The organism is Mycobacterium sp. IS-1496 (assembly GCF_001499995.1).
Taxonomy (GTDB): Bacteria; Actinomycetota; Actinomycetes; order Mycobacteriales; family Mycobacteriaceae; genus Mycobacterium.
Map to the genome: position 1 here is coordinate 205,659 of NZ_LQIU01000034.1, position 15,423 is coordinate 221,081.

Annotated in this window: 13 protein-coding genes and 1 pseudogene; 10 read left to right on the forward strand and 4 right to left on the reverse strand. The window is 70.8% G+C overall.

The genetic code is table 11. From position 1 onward, the window contains the following. Window positions 1–2 precede the first annotated feature (2 nt). Together cbiQ and AU195_RS18070 are read left to right on the forward strand one after the other, a co-directional pair. Window positions 3–785 (forward strand): cobalt ECF transporter T component CbiQ, encoded by a 783-nt coding sequence (cbiQ, locus tag AU195_RS18065; protein WP_059160416.1) that lies wholly within the window; start codon window positions 3–5, stop codon window positions 783–785. Next, complete coding sequence (locus AU195_RS18070) at window positions 782–1,522, forward strand: energy-coupling factor ABC transporter ATP-binding protein (protein WP_059160417.1); 741 nt, start codon at window positions 782–784, stop codon at window positions 1,520–1,522. The genes cbiQ and AU195_RS18070 overlap by 4 nt, the downstream gene beginning before the upstream one ends. Before the next feature lie 2 nt (window positions 1,523–1,524). Here AU195_RS18070 and mtr read toward each other — a convergent pair whose 3' ends face one another. Next, entirely contained in the window at window positions 1,525–2,937 is a 1,413-nt protein-coding gene (gene mtr, locus AU195_RS18075; protein WP_059160418.1) for a mycothione reductase, read from the reverse strand. A 30-nt stretch (window positions 2,938–2,967) separates the two neighbouring features. Then, window positions 2,968–3,999: an alpha/beta hydrolase gene (locus tag AU195_RS18080; protein WP_059160419.1), complete on the reverse strand. Its 1,032-nt coding sequence runs from the start codon at window positions 3,997–3,999 to the stop codon at window positions 2,968–2,970. 155 nt (window positions 4,000–4,154) lie between these two features. Between AU195_RS18080 and mqo the strand changes: the two genes are divergently transcribed. From mqo to AU195_RS18120, 8 genes are all read left to right on the forward strand, one after another. After that, the gene (gene mqo / locus AU195_RS18085; RefSeq protein ID WP_059160420.1) at window positions 4,155–5,714 is read left to right on the forward strand and encodes a malate dehydrogenase (quinone); all 1,560 of its coding nucleotides are present in this window, start codon (window positions 4,155–4,157) and stop codon (window positions 5,712–5,714) included. A gap of 12 nt (window positions 5,715–5,726) precedes the next feature. Beyond that, window positions 5,727–6,194: a GNAT family N-acetyltransferase gene (locus AU195_RS18090; RefSeq protein WP_059160421.1), complete on the forward strand. Its 468-nt coding sequence runs from the start codon at window positions 5,727–5,729 to the stop codon at window positions 6,192–6,194. Beyond that, entirely contained in the window at window positions 6,191–8,080 is a 1,890-nt protein-coding gene (locus AU195_RS18095) for a VWA domain-containing protein (RefSeq protein WP_059160422.1), read from the forward strand. Before AU195_RS18090 ends, AU195_RS18095 begins: the two co-directional genes overlap by 4 nt. Window positions 8,081–8,091: 11 nt before the next feature. After that, window positions 8,092–8,706 carry a cob(I)yrinic acid a,c-diamide adenosyltransferase gene (cobO, locus tag AU195_RS18100; protein WP_059160423.1) on the forward strand — a complete coding sequence of 205 codons (615 nt, stop codon included), beginning with the start codon at window positions 8,092–8,094 and terminating at the stop codon, window positions 8,704–8,706. A 100-nt stretch (window positions 8,707–8,806) separates the two neighbouring features. Beyond that, window positions 8,807–10,174: a cobyrinic acid a,c-diamide synthase CobB gene (locus tag AU195_RS18105; RefSeq protein ID WP_059160424.1), complete on the forward strand. Its 1,368-nt coding sequence runs from the start codon at window positions 8,807–8,809 to the stop codon at window positions 10,172–10,174. Next, entirely contained in the window at window positions 10,171–11,367 is a 1,197-nt protein-coding gene (cobA, locus tag AU195_RS18110) for a uroporphyrinogen-III C-methyltransferase (RefSeq protein ID WP_059160425.1), read from the forward strand. The genes AU195_RS18105 and cobA overlap by 4 nt, the downstream gene beginning before the upstream one ends. Window positions 11,368–11,400: 33 nt before the next feature. After that, window positions 11,401–12,978, forward strand: a complete 1,578-nt coding sequence (locus tag AU195_RS18115) for an MFS transporter (protein WP_059160426.1) — start codon at window positions 11,401–11,403, stop codon at window positions 12,976–12,978. Window positions 12,979–13,027: 49 nt separating this feature from the next. Continuing rightward, the gene (locus tag AU195_RS18120) at window positions 13,028–14,782 is read left to right on the forward strand and encodes a proline--tRNA ligase (protein WP_059160427.1); all 1,755 of its coding nucleotides are present in this window, start codon (window positions 13,028–13,030) and stop codon (window positions 14,780–14,782) included. A 2-nt stretch (window positions 14,783–14,784) separates the two neighbouring features. On the opposite strand, the gene AU195_RS18125 is transcribed toward AU195_RS18120, so the two are convergent. Together AU195_RS18125 and AU195_RS26490 are read right to left on the reverse strand one after the other, a co-directional pair. Next, window positions 14,785–15,267: a ferritin-like domain-containing protein gene (locus AU195_RS18125; protein WP_059160428.1), complete on the reverse strand. Its 483-nt coding sequence runs from the start codon at window positions 15,265–15,267 to the stop codon at window positions 14,785–14,787. After that, window positions 15,264–15,423 (reverse strand): annotated as a pseudogene (locus tag AU195_RS26490) (hypothetical protein); the annotation flags it as partial. The pseudogene AU195_RS26490 and the gene AU195_RS18125, both read right to left, overlap by 4 nt.

Consider the following 15,423-nt stretch of genomic DNA (forward strand, 5'->3'; position numbering starts at 1 on the left):
TCATGGGTGCCGGCGCGCATCCGCTCTACCGGCCGGGCGACTCGGCCGTGCACCGGATGCCGGCCGAGACGAAGATCGTGTGCCTGGTGGCGTTCGTGCTCGCCGTCGTCGCCACCCCTCGCGAACTGGTGTGGCCGTACCTGATCTTCGGGGTGATCGTCGTCGCGGTGTGGTGGGCCGCGGGTGTCCCACCGCGCTGGGCGCTGCCCCGCATGCTGATCGAGGCGCCGTTCGTCGTGCTCGCGGTGCTGCTGCCGTTCGCCGAAGGCGGGCAGCGGACCGACGTTGCGGGAGTGTCGCTCTCGGTCACCGGCCTCTACGCCGCCTGGGGCATCGTCGCCAAGGGCACCCTCGGCGTCGCCGCCGCGCTGGCCGTCGCCGCGACCACCCCGGCGGCCGAACTGCCCGCCGCCCTGAGCCGGCTGCGGGTGCCTGCCGTCATGACCTCGGTGCTCGTGCTGATGATCCGCTACGTCGACCTCTTGGCGGCCGAGGCGGGCCGCATGCGGATCGCCCGCATCTCGCGTGGCGATTCGCCGCGGGCGCTGCACCAGGCAGGCGCCGTCGCGACCGGCGTCGGCGCGCTGTTCCTACGGTCCTACGAACGCGGTGAGCGCGTGCATCTGGCCATGCTCTCGAGGGGTTTCGACGGCCGCGCACCAGATCTGGCGGCGGTCGGCGCACCGCCGAGGGCACGCCGGGGGCAGTGGGCCATCGCATTGCTGCCCGCGGCGGCCGCCGCCGTGGTGGCCGCGGCCGCGTGGGTGGTCTGGGTGGCCGTATGACCGCGCCCGCCGTGCGCATCGAGCGACTGCGTCATGTCTATCCCGACGGTCACGTCGCACTCGCCGGCGTGGACCTGACCATCGGCGCCGGCGAGCGGATCGCGGTGCTCGGGCCCAACGGCGCCGGCAAGACGACGCTCATGCTGCACCTCAACGGGGTCCTCGAGGCCACCGCGGGCCGCGTGCACATCGGCGAAACCCCGGTGGGGCGCAGAACACTTCCGGAGATCCGCAGGCGCGTCGGCCTGGTGTTCCAGGACCCCGACGACCAGCTGTTCATGCCCACCGTCGCCCAGGACGTGGCGTTCGGACCCGCGAATTTCGGGGTGCGCGGCGACGAACTGGCCGAGCGGGTGCGCCGCGCGCTGGAGACCGTCTCACTCACCGGCGAGGCCGACCGCAGTCCCGCGCACCTGTCGGCCGGTCAGCGCAGACGCGCAGCGCTGGCCACGGTGCTGGCGTGTGAACCCGAGGTCCTGGTGCTCGACGAGCCGTCTGCCAACCTCGACCCCGTCGCGCGCCGCGAGCTCGCCGAGACCCTGCGCACCATCAGCGCCACGACGATCATCGTCACCCACGACCTGCCCTACGCCGCGCAGCTGTGTGAGCGCGCCGTCATCGTCGACGCCGGTGTGGTGGTGGCCGACGGCCCGATCGCGGACCTGCTCGCCGACGCCCAACTTCTGGCGGCCCACCGGCTCGAGCTGCCGTGGGGTTTCGTGGTGCCGCGGCCCTGAGGTCAGTGCCGCCGGGCCGGTGGCCACGGCGGCTCACCGCACAGGGCCAGCAGCGCGTTCTCCACCACCTCCGGCAGTGCGGGATGGATCCAGTACTGGCCACGCGCCATGTCCTGGGCGGGCAGTCCGAACGCCATGGCCTGGACGAGGGGCTGGATGATCGAGGACGCCTGGTGGCCCATGATGTGCGCACCGAGCAGCAGCCCGGTGTCGTCGTCGACGATGAGTTTGGCGAAGGCCTCGGTGTCCTCCATCGCCCACCCGTAGGCCACGTCACCGTAGTCCTGGACCTTGGTCCTGATCCGGAAACCCTTTGCGCGCGCCTCGTTCTCGGTGAGGCCGACCGAGGCGATCTGCGGTTCGGTGAAGACCGCCGACGGCACGTTGCGGTGGTTGGCCGGCATCAGCGTATCGGTGTCGTCCCAGTCGACGAGCAGGTTGTTCCTCACCACTCGTGCTTCGTGATTGGCGACATGCTTGAGCTGATAGCGCGAGCAGACGTCGCCGAGCGCGAAGACGTTGCGCGCGGTGGTCCGCTGATACTCGTCGACGGTGACCAGACCGTCCTCGACCGCCACGCCCGCCACGTGCGCGTCGAGCCGGTCGCCGTTGGGCACCCGGCCGGTGGCGACCAGCAGCACGTCCCCGTGCAGCGCGGACCCGTCGTCGAGGTTGAGCGTGACGCCGGATTCGTCGGTGGAGCCGCCGATGATGTTGCGGCGGCTGCGGATCTCCCACTTCTTGCCCGCGATGTCGGTGAAGCGCTCACAGATCGTGTCGTCGGCGTGGGCCAGCATGGCCGTGCCCCGGATGACGATCGTGACCCGGGATCCCAGCGAGGAGAAGATGTGCGCGAACTCCGCGGCGACGTAGCCGCCGCCGGCGATGATGATGTGTTCGGGCAACTCCGCCAGCCGCATGATGGTGTCGCTGGTGTGATACTCCACGCCGCAGTCGGCGATCGCCGGTGGCACCGTCGCGCGCGATCCCGCGGCGATCACCACCTGGTCCGCGGTGAACTCGTCACCGTCGTCGGTGCGTAACCGGTAGCGGCCGTCGGGCAACGTGTCCGCGAACCGGGTGTGGCCGGCGAACACCTCGACGTTGGGTGTGGCACGCCGGTAGTGCTCACCGCCGGTGGCCAGCGGGTCGATCCGCCCGAACACGCGCGACACGATGTCACTCCAGCGGACCCCGTCGACACGGGCGTCGATGCCGAAACGGGCTGCGTCCCTGACGTTCTGGGCGATCCCCGCGGAGTAGACGAACATCTTCGTCGGGATGCACCCGACGTTGAGGCAGGTGCCGCCGAAGAGGCCCTCCTCGCACACGGCCACCCGCTTGTCGGCGTAGCGTTCGTCGAGAATCGTGTTGCCCGAACCCGTTCCGATGATCGCGATATCGAAGTGCGCCATCTAGATCCCCCGTCGCTTCGCTCGCCCCATCTATAGTCCCCGTTCGGATCGTCGCGTCGTAGCCGGGTGTTCGGCCAGATACCAGTCGAGCCAGCGATCCAGTTCACCGTAGGCCGTCCGTCGTGGCTCGGCGAGTGAAAGGAACACGTCGTGTTTGGCGTCGGCGATCGGCACGATCGTGCTCCGATTGCCGACACAACCCGCCCAGCGGGCGATGTGCGCGACGTCGAGCACCGCGTCACCGCGCTGCATCGTGTCTGGATCGGGCTCTTCGCGCACGCTGTGGTCCGACCGCAGGATCAGGTTGGGCACACCGACGTCCAGACCCCGGTGGAGCCGCGCGTGGCCGCGGCGGACGGCGCTGATCCAGCCCGCCGTGACCGGGAACCCGCCGACCGGTTTCCAGTCGAGGTTGTAGTCGAACTCGCCCGCGAAGTCCCGGTGCAGGGTGGCGCCGTAGCCGCCGCCCGGGTTCGGCGCCCGCACGACGCGGCGCTTGCCGAATCGCGACACCGCCCCGAGGGCGGCCGAGGTGGCCGCAGAGCGCAGCACGGCAGGCCCCTGCAGGTCGAACCACGGGCTGTTGAGCACCAGGCCGGTCACACCGAAACGCGCGGTCATCCCTTGCCGCCTCAGCCGGTCCAGCCACAGCGACACGATCAGCCCGCCCGCGGAGTGGCCGACCACCAGCACGGCGGCGCCGTCGGTCTCCTGCGCGATGATCCGCAGACCCTGCTCGAGCTCACGGTCGTAGCGCGCCAGGTCGGTCGTGAAGTGCGGCGTCTGCCCGTCCCGGTGTGACCGCCCGCATTTGTGCAGGTCCAGCGCGTAGAAGGCGAACCCCCGGGCGGCCAGGTGATCGGCGAGTTCGGTGTGGAAGAAGTAGTCGGTGAACCCGTGCACCAGCAACACGGCGTGGCGTGCCCGCGGCTGCGGCCGGCCGTGCCGCACGATCGTCGCGACGAGGTCACCCTCCCCGTCTGGATCACGGCCCAGCGCGAGGGTGTGCCGCTGGTAGTCGGGCAGCACGTCCGCTTCCCAGCTCAGCCCCCGGGCGCTCACGGATGTCACCTTAGGCGGCCCGGCGAAGGCGCAGGCCACAGCGGTGAGCGATGGCACAGTGGCCGCACGGTTGCCGCGCCCCTCAGCGGGATAACCTTGACCAGGTAAGCCGTCCCACAGCCGCGACGAAAAGGACCGTTGAGTTGTCTGATTCCGTGTCCGATGCACAGGTAGCCAAGACCGACGTCGTGCTGGTCGGTGCCGGCATCATGAGCGCCACGCTGAGCGTGCTGCTCAGGCTGCTCGAGCCCAACTGGACCATCACGCTGATCGAGCGGCTCGACGGCGCGGCGGCCGAGAGCAGCGACGCGTGGAACAACGCGGGCACCGGCCACTCCGCGCTGTGCGAGCTGAATTACACGCCGGAGGGGCCCGGCGGGTCCATCGACATCACCAAAGCGGTGCACATCAACGAGCAGTTCCAGGTCTCGCGGCAGTTCTGGAGCTACGCCGTGGAGAACGGCGTGCTGCCCGACGTGCGCAACTTCATCAACCCGATCCCGCACGTCAGCTTCGTCAGCGGGGCGAGGAACGTGCAGTACCTGCGGGCCCGTTACGACGCGCTGGTCACCAACCCGCTGTTCGCGACGATGGAGTACATCGACGACCGCGATGAGTTCACCAGGCGGTTGCCGTTCATGGCGGACAAGCGCGACTTCCGCGAACCGGTCGCGCTGAACTGGACCCAGGACGGCACCGACATCGATTTCGGCTCGCTGTCGCGTCAGCTGATCGGCTACTCCGCCCAGCGCGGCATGACGACGCTGTTCGGCCACGAGGTCCGCGACCTCGACAAGCAGTCCGACGGCAGCTGGTCGGTCAAGGTGCTCAACCGCCGCACCGGCGCCAAGCGCAAGCTCAACGCGAAGTTCGTCTTCGTCGGCGCGGGCGGCGGCGCGCTGCCGCTGCTGCAGAAGGCCGGCATCGAGGAGGCCAGGGGCTTCGGCGGCTTCCCGGTGGGCGGGCAGTGGCTGCGCACCGGCAATCCCGAGCTGACGGCGCGGCATCAGGCCAAGGTCTACGGGATGCCGCCCCTGGGTGCGCCGCCGATGTCGGTGCCACACCTCGACACCCGCGTCATCAACGGGAAGTCCTTCCTGTTGTTCGGACCGTTCGCGGGCTGGTCGCCGAAGTTCCTCAAGCAGGGCAAGGTCACCGACCTGCCGTTCTCGGTCAAGCCGAACAACCTGGCGTCGATGCTCGGCGTCGGCCTCACCGAGATGGGCCTGCTCAAGTACCTCATCGGCCAGCTGCTGCTCAGCGAGGCCGACCGGGTGGAGACGCTGCGCGACTTCGCCCCCAGCGCACGGGACTCCGACTGGGAGCTCGACATCGCCGGTCAGCGGGTGCAGGTGATCCGTCGCAAGGGCAAGGGCGGGGTGCTGGAGTTCGGCACCACGGTGCTGGCCGCCAAAGACGGCAGCATCGCAGGTCTGCTGGGCGCCTCACCCGGGGCGTCGACGGCGGTGCCCGCGATGCTCGACGTCATGGAGCGCTGCTTCGGCGAGCGCTACGGCACCTGGCTGCCCAAACTCAAGGAGATCGTGCCGTCGCTGGGCGTCAAGCTCTCCGACGAGCCGAAGCTGTTCGACGAGGTGTGGGCGCACGGCACCCGGGTCCTCCAACTGGACCGCCCGGCCTCGGGTCTGCCGATCGCCGGCCCGGACACCGAGCACGAGTCCGATGCGTCGCGCGCGACCGCGGTGACCGCCTGACGTGGTGCGACGATGACGGTCGCGCTGCGCCGCAGCTGGGCCAAGGACCTGGACGCGGCGACGCTCTACGAACTGCTCAAACTGCGGGTCGAGGTGTTCGTCGTCGAGCAGGCCTGCCCGTACCCGGAACTCGACGGCCGCGATCTGCTCGCCGAGACCCGTCATTTCTGGCTGGAGGGTCCCGACGGTGAGGTCGTCTCCACGCTGCGGCTGATGGAGGAACATCCCGGCGGGCACAAGGGTTTCCGCATCGGCCGGGTCTGCACCCGCAGGGATGCGCGCGGCCACGGCCACACCGCCCGGTTGATGCAGGCCGCACTCGCCGACGTCGGCGACCACCCGTGCCGCATCGACGCCCAGACATATCTGGAGGAGATGTACGCCCGGCACGGATTCGTCCGTGCCGGTGACGAATTCGTCGAGGACGGCATTCCGCACGTGCCGATGCTGCGCCCGGCCTCCGGAACGGCCCACCCGTGACCGCCGCCGCTACGCCCACGTATCCGTTCAGCGCCATCGTCGGCCACGACCGGCTGCTGCTGGCCCTTCTGCTGTGCGCGGTGCGCCCCGAGATCGGCGGCGTGCTGATCCGCGGGGAGAAGGGCACCGCGAAATCGACCGCCGTGCGCGGGCTGGCGCACATCCTGTCCCGGGTCGACGGCGGTGCGCTGGTCGAGCTGCCGATCGGCGCGACCGAGGACCGCGTCGTCGGATCGCTGGATCTGCAGAAGGTGCTGCGCGACGGCGAACACGCCTTCTCGCCGGGCCTGCTCGCGCGGGCCCACGGTGGCGTGCTCTACGTCGACGAGGTCAACCTGCTGCACGACCACCTGGTCGACGTGCTGCTCGACGCGGCCGCGATGGGCCGGGTGCACATCGAACGCGACGGCATCTCCCACACCCACGAGGCGCGGTTCGTGCTGATCGGCACGATGAATCCCGAAGAGGGCGAACTGCGCCCGCAACTGCTCGACCGGTTCGGGCTCACCGTGGACGTCGCGGCGTCGCGTGACGTCGACGTCCGCGTCGAGGTCATCCGTGCACGGATGGCGTTCGAGGCGGACCCGGCCGGCTTCGCCGAGCGTCATGCCGGCCGAGACGCCGACCTGGCGCGGCGGGTGGCCGAGGCGCGTGCACTCGTGCCGTCGGTATCGTTGCCGGACAACGAGTTACGGCGGATCGCCGCCCTGTGTGCGGCGTTCGACGTGGACGGTATGCGAGCCGATCTGGTGGTCGCGCGCACCGCGGTCGCGCACGCCGCCTGGCGCGCCGCGCAGACCGGGGTGACGGGGGGTGTCACCGTCGGGGAAGAGGACATCCGGGTGGCCGCCGAACTCGCGCTGCCGCACCGGCGCAGGCGCGACCCGTTCGACGACCCCGGACTGGACCCCGAGCGCCTCGACGAGGCGATGGAGCAGGCCGGTGAATCCGCCGACGCGGCCGACACGGATCCCGACCCGGACCCGCCGCCCGACCCGCCCGGTGGGGGCGCGCCCGGCGAATCGCCGGAACCGACTCGGCCGCAAGAGGGTTCGTCGTCGGAACGGACGCGCAGCAGCGGCGCCCCGTCCGCGGTCTTCAAGACGAGAACCCTGGTGGTGCCCGGCGTCGGGGAGGGTGCCCCCGGCCGGCGGTCCCGGGCCCGCAACCGCACCGGCACCGTCGTGGCGTCCACCGCCGACGCGGAGACCGGACACGGCCTGCACGTCTTCGGGACACTGCTGGCCGCCGCGGAGAACCAGCGCGTGCCCGGCCGGCCCCGGCCCGGGGTGCGGGACGTGCGCCGGGCCGTACGCGAGGGGCACGAGGGCAATCTGGTGATCTTCGTCGTCGACGCCTCGGGTTCGATGGCGGCCCGCGACCGGATGGCCGCGGTCGGCGGCGCCACGCTGTCCCTGCTGCGCGACGCATACCAGCGGCGCGACAAGGTCGCGGTGATCACCTTCCGGCAGCGGCAGGCCAGGCTGCTGCTGCCGCCCACGACGTCGGTGTACATCGCCAGCCGGCGGCTGTCGCAGTTCGACACCGGCGGCAAGACGCCACTCGCGGAGGGTCTGCTCGCCGCCCGCGACGTCGTCGTCCGGGAGAAGGCCCGTGACCGCGCCCGGCGCTGTCTGGTCGTCGTGCTGACCGACGGCCGCGCCACCGGGGGACCGGATCCGCTGGGCCGCACGCGCGAGGCCGCCGCCCGCCTGGTGGCCGAAGGCGCCGCGGCCGTGGTCGTCGACTGCGAGACGTCGTTCGTGCGGCTGGGTCTGGCCGAGGAACTCGCCGCGGCGCTCCGTGCGCCCGCGGTCCGGCTGGCGCACCTGCGCGCCGACGATCTCACCCGCCTGGTCACCCAGACCGACCGCACCGCCGCCTAACGGAGGAACCCATGCCGCAGGGCCGTCCCACGACCGTCCCCGACGACGGGCTGACCACCCGCGCCCGGCGCAACGCACCACTGCTCGCCGTGCACACCGGCCCGGGTAAGGGGAAGTCGACCGCCGCGTTCGGCATGGCGCTGCGCGCGTGGAACCAGGGCTTCGACATCGCGGTGTTCCAGTTCGTCAAGAGCGCGAAGTGGAAGGTCGGCGAGGAGTCGGTGTTCCGTGAGCTCGGCCGCCTGCACGACGAGAACGGCGCGGGCGGCGCCGTCGAATGGCACAAGATGGGGTCCGGCTGGTCGTGGTCGCGCAAGCCGGGCAGCGACGACGACCACGCCGCCGCTGCGGCCGACGGGTGGGCCGAGATCGCCCGCCGGCTCGCCGAGGAGCGCCACGAGTTCTATGTGCTCGACGAGTTCACGTATCCACTCAAATGGGGTTGGGTCGACACCGGGGAAGTCATCGAGGTGCTGCGTTCGCGTCCGGGCAGGCAGCACGTCGTGATCACCGGCCGCGACGCACCCCAGCCGCTGATCGACGCGGCCGACCTGGTCACCGAGATGACCAAGGTCAAACACCCGATGGACGCCGGCCGCAAGGGCCAGAAGGGCATCGAGTGGTGATTCCGGTCCCCCTCGACACCCCGCGAGCGTGCGCAGACTGCCGGGGAATCCCCGGCATGTCGTGTGCAGACACGCACTCTCGCGATGAGAGGGGAGGGCGGTGACGGTCCCCGCCGTGGTGATTGCCGCACCCGCCTCCGGGAGCGGAAAGACCACGGTCGCAACGGGTTTGATGGGAGCGCTGCGGCGTGGCGGGCACGCGGTCGCGCCGTTCAAGGTCGGCCCGGACTTCATCGACCCCGGTTACCACGCCCTCGCCACCGGTCGCCCCGGCCGTAACCTCGACCCGGTCCTGGTCGGCGAACACCTGATCGGCCCGCTGTACGCGCACGGTACCGCCGGCGCGGACATCGCCGTCGTCGAGGGCGTCATGGGTCTGTTCGACGGGCGCATCGGCGATCAGATGTCCGGCCCGGCAACGGGTTCGACCGCACACGTGGCGGGTCTGCTGGGCGCACCGGTGGTCCTCGTCGTCGACGCCCGGGGTCAGAGCCACAGCATCGCCGCACTGCTGCACGGCTTCTCGACCTTCGACCCACACACCCGCATCGCCGGCGTCGTCCTCAACCGGGTCGGCTCACCACGGCACGAGGAGGTGCTGCGGCAGGCCTGTGAACACGCCGGGCTGTCCGTGTTCGGATCGATCCCGCGCACCGAGGCGCTGGCCGTCCCGTCCCGCCACCTCGGCCTGGTCACCGCGGTGGAACACGGACGCGCGGCCCGCGACGCGGTCGCCGCGATGACCGAGTTGGTCGCCCGACATGTCGACCTCGACGCCGTCGTCGGCGCCGCGCGCACCGCCGTGACCGATGCGCCGTGGGACCCGGGCGTCGCGGCGGCCGCGGCGCCCGCCGTGACCGTCGCACTGGCGGCCGGAAAGGCCTTCACCTTCGGCTATCCCGAACACGCAGAACTGCTGCGCGCGGCCGGCGCGGAGGTCGTCGAGTTCGACCCGATGACCGACGAACTGCCCCCGGACGCGTCGGCGCTGGTGATCCCCGGCGGATTCCCCGAACAGCACGCCGCCGACCTGTCCGCCAATGCGCCTGTGCGGCAACAGATCGCGAAGCTGGCCGCGCTCGGGGCCCCGATCCACGCCGAGTGCGCGGGGCTGACCTACCTCGTCGACGACCTCGACGGCCGGCCGATGTGCGGGGTGCTGTCGGGTTCGGCGCGGTTCACCGACCGCCTCACGCTCGGATACCGGCAGGCCATCGCCGTCACCGACTCGTCGCTGCACCGCGTGGGGGAGCGGGTCACCGGCCACGAGTTCCACCGCACCGCCGTCACATTCACCGACCGGTACGAGGCGGCCTGGCACTTCGCGGGCGGACCGACGGGCACCGTCACCGACGGGGCGGTGCGCTCCGGCGTGCACGCGGGCTACCTCCACACCCACCCGGCCGCACACCCCCGGGCGATCGCCCGCTTCGTCGCATCGGCCACACGCTCTAAGCTCGCCGGGTGACCGATAACGCGTACCTCGTCGGCCTGCGGCTCGCCGGCAGGAAGGTCGTCATCGTCGGTGGCGGCACGGTCGCGCAGCGCCGGCTGCCGCTGTTGATCGCGAACGGCGCCGACGTGCACGTCATCGCGCGCGCCGCCACGCCGGCCGTCGAGGCTATGACCGGAATCACACTGACACTGCGCGACTTCCGCGTCGGCGACCTCGACGGCGCCTGGTACGTCATCGCCGCGACCGACGACCCCGACGTCAACGCGGCCGTCGTCGCCGAAGCCGAACGCCGCCACATCTTCTGCGTGCGCGCCGACATCGCCCGCGAGGGCACCGCCGTCACGCCCGCGTCCTTCGAGTACGAGGGTCTGTCTGTCGGAGTGCTCGCCGGCGGTGAGCATCGCCGTTCGGCGGCAATCCGGTCGGCCATCCACGAGGCGCTCGCCGGCGGGCTGATCTCCGGGGACGCCCCCGTCACGGTGACCACGGGCGTCGCCCTGGTCGGCGGTGGGCCCGGGGATCCGGAACTCATCACGGTGCGGGGGCGCCGGCTGCTGGCCCAGGCCGACGTCGTCGTCGCCGACCGGTTGGCCCCACAGGAACTGCTCGCCGAGCTACCGCCGCATGTCGAGGTGATCGACGCCGCCAAGATCCCGTACGGCCGGGCGATGGCGCAGGACGCGATCAACCAGGTGCTCATCGACCGGGCCTCGGCGGGCAAGTTCGTGGTGCGCCTCAAGGGCGGCGACCCGTTCGTCTTCGCACGCGGTTACGAAGAGGTGCTCGCGTGCGCCGACGCCGGCATCCCGGTCACCGTCGTACCGGGTGTGACCAGCGCCATAGGCGTTCCCGCGCTCGCCGGTGTGCCCGTCACCCACCGGCACGTGACGCACGAGTTCGTGGTGGTCAGCGGGCATGTTGCGCCGGATCACCCCGAATCGTTAGTCAATTGGGATGCGCTCGCCGCACTGAGCGGGACCATCGTTTTGCTGATGGCCGTCGAACGGATCGAGTTGTTCACCAGGGTGCTGATCGCCGGCGGCCGACCTGCGGAAACGCCTGTTCTCGTCGTCCAGCACGGCACCACGACCGCGCAACGCACTTTGCGGGCCACCCTCGCCGACGCGCCGGAACGGATGAGTGCCGAGGGCATCCGACCTCCCGCGATCATCGTGATCGGGCCCGTCGCAGCCTTCGGCGGATAAAAGATTTCTAAGAGTACTGTAAGGTAACCCGTTATGACGGCTCTCAACGACGCGGAGCGCGCCGCCATGATCCGAGGCGCCGAAGGGCGGTCGAAGCGTGCGCAGCCGATGAGTGCGGAACAAACGCCCGGCGGGCGTGCCAAGACACCGACGTGGGCCCCGTCGCGACGGTTCTTCGCCGCGGTCATCGCGATCGCCGGCATGCAGCTCATGGCCACGATGGACGGCACGATCGCCATCGTCGCGCTCCCCAAGATCCAAGATGCGCTCAACCTGTCCGACGCCGGCCGCAGCTGGGTCATCACCGCCTACGTGCTCACGTTCGGCGGACTGATGCTGTTGGGCGGCCGCCTCGGCGACACCATCGGCCGCAAGCGGACGTTCATCGTCGGCGTCGCGCTGTTCACCATCGCCTCGGTGCTGTGCGGCATCGCCTGGAACGAGGCGACCCTCGTCATCGCCCGCCTGCTGCAGGGCATCGGCGCGGCGATCGCCTCGCCGACCGCTCTGGCACTCGTGGCGACGACCTTCCCGAAAGGCCCGGCCCGTAACGCCGCCACCGCGGTGTTCGCGGCGATGACCGGCGTCGGCTCGGTCATGGGCCTGGTGGTCGGCGGAGCGCTCACCGAGCTGTCGTGGCGGTGGGCCTTCCTGGTCAACGTCCCGATCGGCCTGCTCATCCTCTACCTGGCCTACACCTCGCTCCGCGAAACGCACAAGGAGCGGATGAAGCTCGACGCGTCCGGGGCCATCCTGGCCACGCTCGGATGTACGGCCGCGGTGTTCGGTTTCTCCATGGGCCCTGAGAAGGGCTGGGTGTCGCCGATCACCATCAGCTCGATCGTCGCCGCCGGCGTCTTCCTCATCGCGTTCGTCCTCGTCGAGCGCACGGCGGAGAACCCGGTGGTCCCGTTCTCCCTGTTCCGCGACCGCAACCGCGTCGCCACCTTCGGCGCGGTCTTCCTCGCGGGCGGGGTGATGTTCACGCTGTCGGTGCTCATCGGCCTCTATGTGCAGGACATTCTCGGGTACAGCCCGCTCCGTGCCGGTATCGGCTTCATCCCGTTCGCCATCGCGATGGGTATCGGCCTGGCGCTGTCCTCACAGCTGGTGTCGGTCTTCCCGCCGCGGGTCCTGGTGATCTCCGGCGGCGTGCTGGTGCTCGGCGCGATGATCTACGGCTCGACGCTCAACGCGGGAATCCCGTACTTCCCGAACCTGGTCGTGCCGCTGGTGGTCGGCGGCATCGGCATCGGGATCATCTTCGTCGCGCTGATGCTGTCGGCCATCGCGGGCGTCGGGTTCGACCAGATCGGCCCGGTCTCGGCGATCACGCTGATGATGCAGAACCTGGGCGGACCGGTCGTGCTGGCCATCATCCAGGCCGTGATCACGTCGCGCACGCTGTACCTGGGCGGCACCACCGGGCCGGTGAAGAACATGGACAGCACGCAGATGGCCGCGCTCGACGCCGGCTACACCTACGGGTTGCTGTGGGTGGCCGCCGTGGCGGTCCTCGTCGGCGGTGCGGCGCTGCTCATCGGGTACACCTCCCAGCAGGTCGCGCACGCCCAGGAGGTCAAGGACGCGCTCGACGCCGGTGAGCTCTGAGCTGACCGACCGCCGTCGGTGACCTGCCCGGCGGCTAAGGTGGTCCGCTGTGATCACCCGCATGTCAGAGCTGTTCCTGCGCACCCTGCGTGACGATCCCGCCGACGCGGAGGTGCCCAGTCACAAGCTGCTCATCCGGGCCGGCTATGTGCGCCCCGTCGGCCCCGGCCTCTACACCTGGCTGCCGCTCGGGCTGCGCGTGTTCCGCAAGGTCGAACAGATCGTCCGTGACGAGATGACCGCGATCGGCGGCCAGGAGATCCTGTTCCCCGCGCTGCTTCCGCGCGCGCCGTACGAGACCACCAACCGCTGGACGGAGTACGGCGACACGCTGTTCCGGCTCAAGGACCGCCGCGACAACGACTATCTGCTCGGCCCCACCCATGAGGAACTCTTCACGCTCACGGTGAAGGGGGAGTACAGCTCGTACAAGGACTTCCCGCTGATCCTGTTTCAGATCCAGACCAAGTACCGCGACGAGGCCCGGCCCCGCGCAGGCATCCTGCGCGGGCGCGAGTTCGTGATGAAGGACTCGTACTCCTTCGACGTCGACGACGACGGTCTCAAAACCGCCTACCACCTCCACCGTGAGGCGTACCAGCGGATCTTCGCGCGCCTCGGGGTGCAGTACGTGATCGTCTCCGCGGTGTCGGGAGCCATGGGCGGCAGCGCATCCGAGGAGTTCCTGGCCGAGAGCGAGGTCGGCGAGGACACCTTCGTCCGCTGCCTGGAGTCCGGCTACGCCGCCAACGTCGAGGCGGTGCTGACCCGCGTTCCCGAACCTCTGCCGATCGAGGGCCGGCCGGAGGCGGTGGTCCACGACACCCCCGACGCCCCGACGATCGCGACGCTCGTCGACTGGGCCAACGGCGCCGACCTGCCGGATTTCGCCGGGCGCGCGGTCACGGCCGCCGACACGCTGAAGAACGTCCTGCTCAAGGTCCGCGAACCGGGCGGCGAATGGGAACTGCTGGCCGTCGGGGTGCCGGGGGACCGCGAGGTCGACGAGAAGCGGCTCGGCGCGGCGCTGGAACCGGCCGAGTACGCGCTGCTCGACGACGCCGACTTCGCCAGGCACCCGTTCCTGGTCAAGGGTTACGTCGGCCCGAAAGCATTGCTGGACAACGGGGTCCGCTACCTCGTCGACCCGCGGATCGTGGACGGCACGGCGTGGATCACCGGCGCCGACGCGCCCAACAAGCACGTCGTCGGACTGCTCGCGGGCCGCGATTTCCAGGCCGACGGGACCATCGAGGCCGCCGAGGTGCGCGACGGTGATCCGTCACCGGACGGGGCCGGCCCGCTGGTCAGTGCCCGGGGCATCGAGATCGGCCACATCTTCCAGTTGGGCCGCAAGTACACCGAGGCGTTCAGCGCCGACGTCCTCGGCGAGGACGGTAAGCCGGTGCGGTTGACCATGGGGTCCTACGGCATCGGCGTGTCCCGCCTGGTGGCCGTGATCGCCGAACAACAGCACGACGAGCTGGGCCTGCGGTGGCCCGCCGCGGTCGCCCCGTTCGACGTCCACGTCGTGATCGCCAACAAGGACGACGGCGCCCGCACCGGCGCGACCGAACTGGCCGGCGAGCTCGACCGGCTGGGACTCGAGGTGCTGCTCGACGACCGCAAGTCCTCCCCGGGGGTGAAGTTCAAGGACGCCGAACTGCTCGGCGTGCCGTGGATCGTCGTGGTGGGCCGCGGCTGGGGCGACGGGGTGGTCGAGCTGCGTGACCGGTTCACCGGCGAGAAGCGCGAGATCGGCGTCGACGGCGCGGCGGCCGAGATCCTGGCCGCCGTGCGGTAGCGCTACTCGTTGCCGCCGGGGAAGGCGACGGTGACCGGATCGGTGCCCACGATCTGCGTCCAGCGCGCCGCCGCGACCGCCGACTCCGTCAACGCCGTGAGCCCGAAGGTCCGGTCCTCGGTGCCGGTCGCCTGTTCCACGACCGCCCGCCACGCCGCGGCGCCGTCCTCCTCCATCCGGACCGCGAGCTTGGCGGCCTCGCGCGGATCGTCGACGGGCATCGGCACCTGATAGCCGGCCGCCGGCAGCGGCGGGGACACCTGCCGCTGCTCCAGCAGCGCGATCGCGGCCTCCCGACGTTTCCGGTGTTCGGAGATCGACGCCGAGACCAGCCAGTTCGTCTCGGGCGTGGAATGCGCCGACACCAGGCCGTATCCGTAGATCGTCGCGTGTTCGGTGGCGATCGCGGCGTAGAGCGCCCCGTCGGCGCCGTCGGCGGGGCGGGACGGCAGGTCGCGATCCGGGGTCGGCTCGACCGAGGTCACGGGGTCTCCTTCGGTGGTGGCGCCAGGGCGACCCGCCACGCCGCGGTGCAGGCGGCCGCGATCGAGCCCAGCAGGCCGGCGCGATAGCCCGACATCTGGGCTGCGAGGCCGGTGGCGCTCTCCGCGGACTGGCGCAGCGCGCCGATGACATCGCGG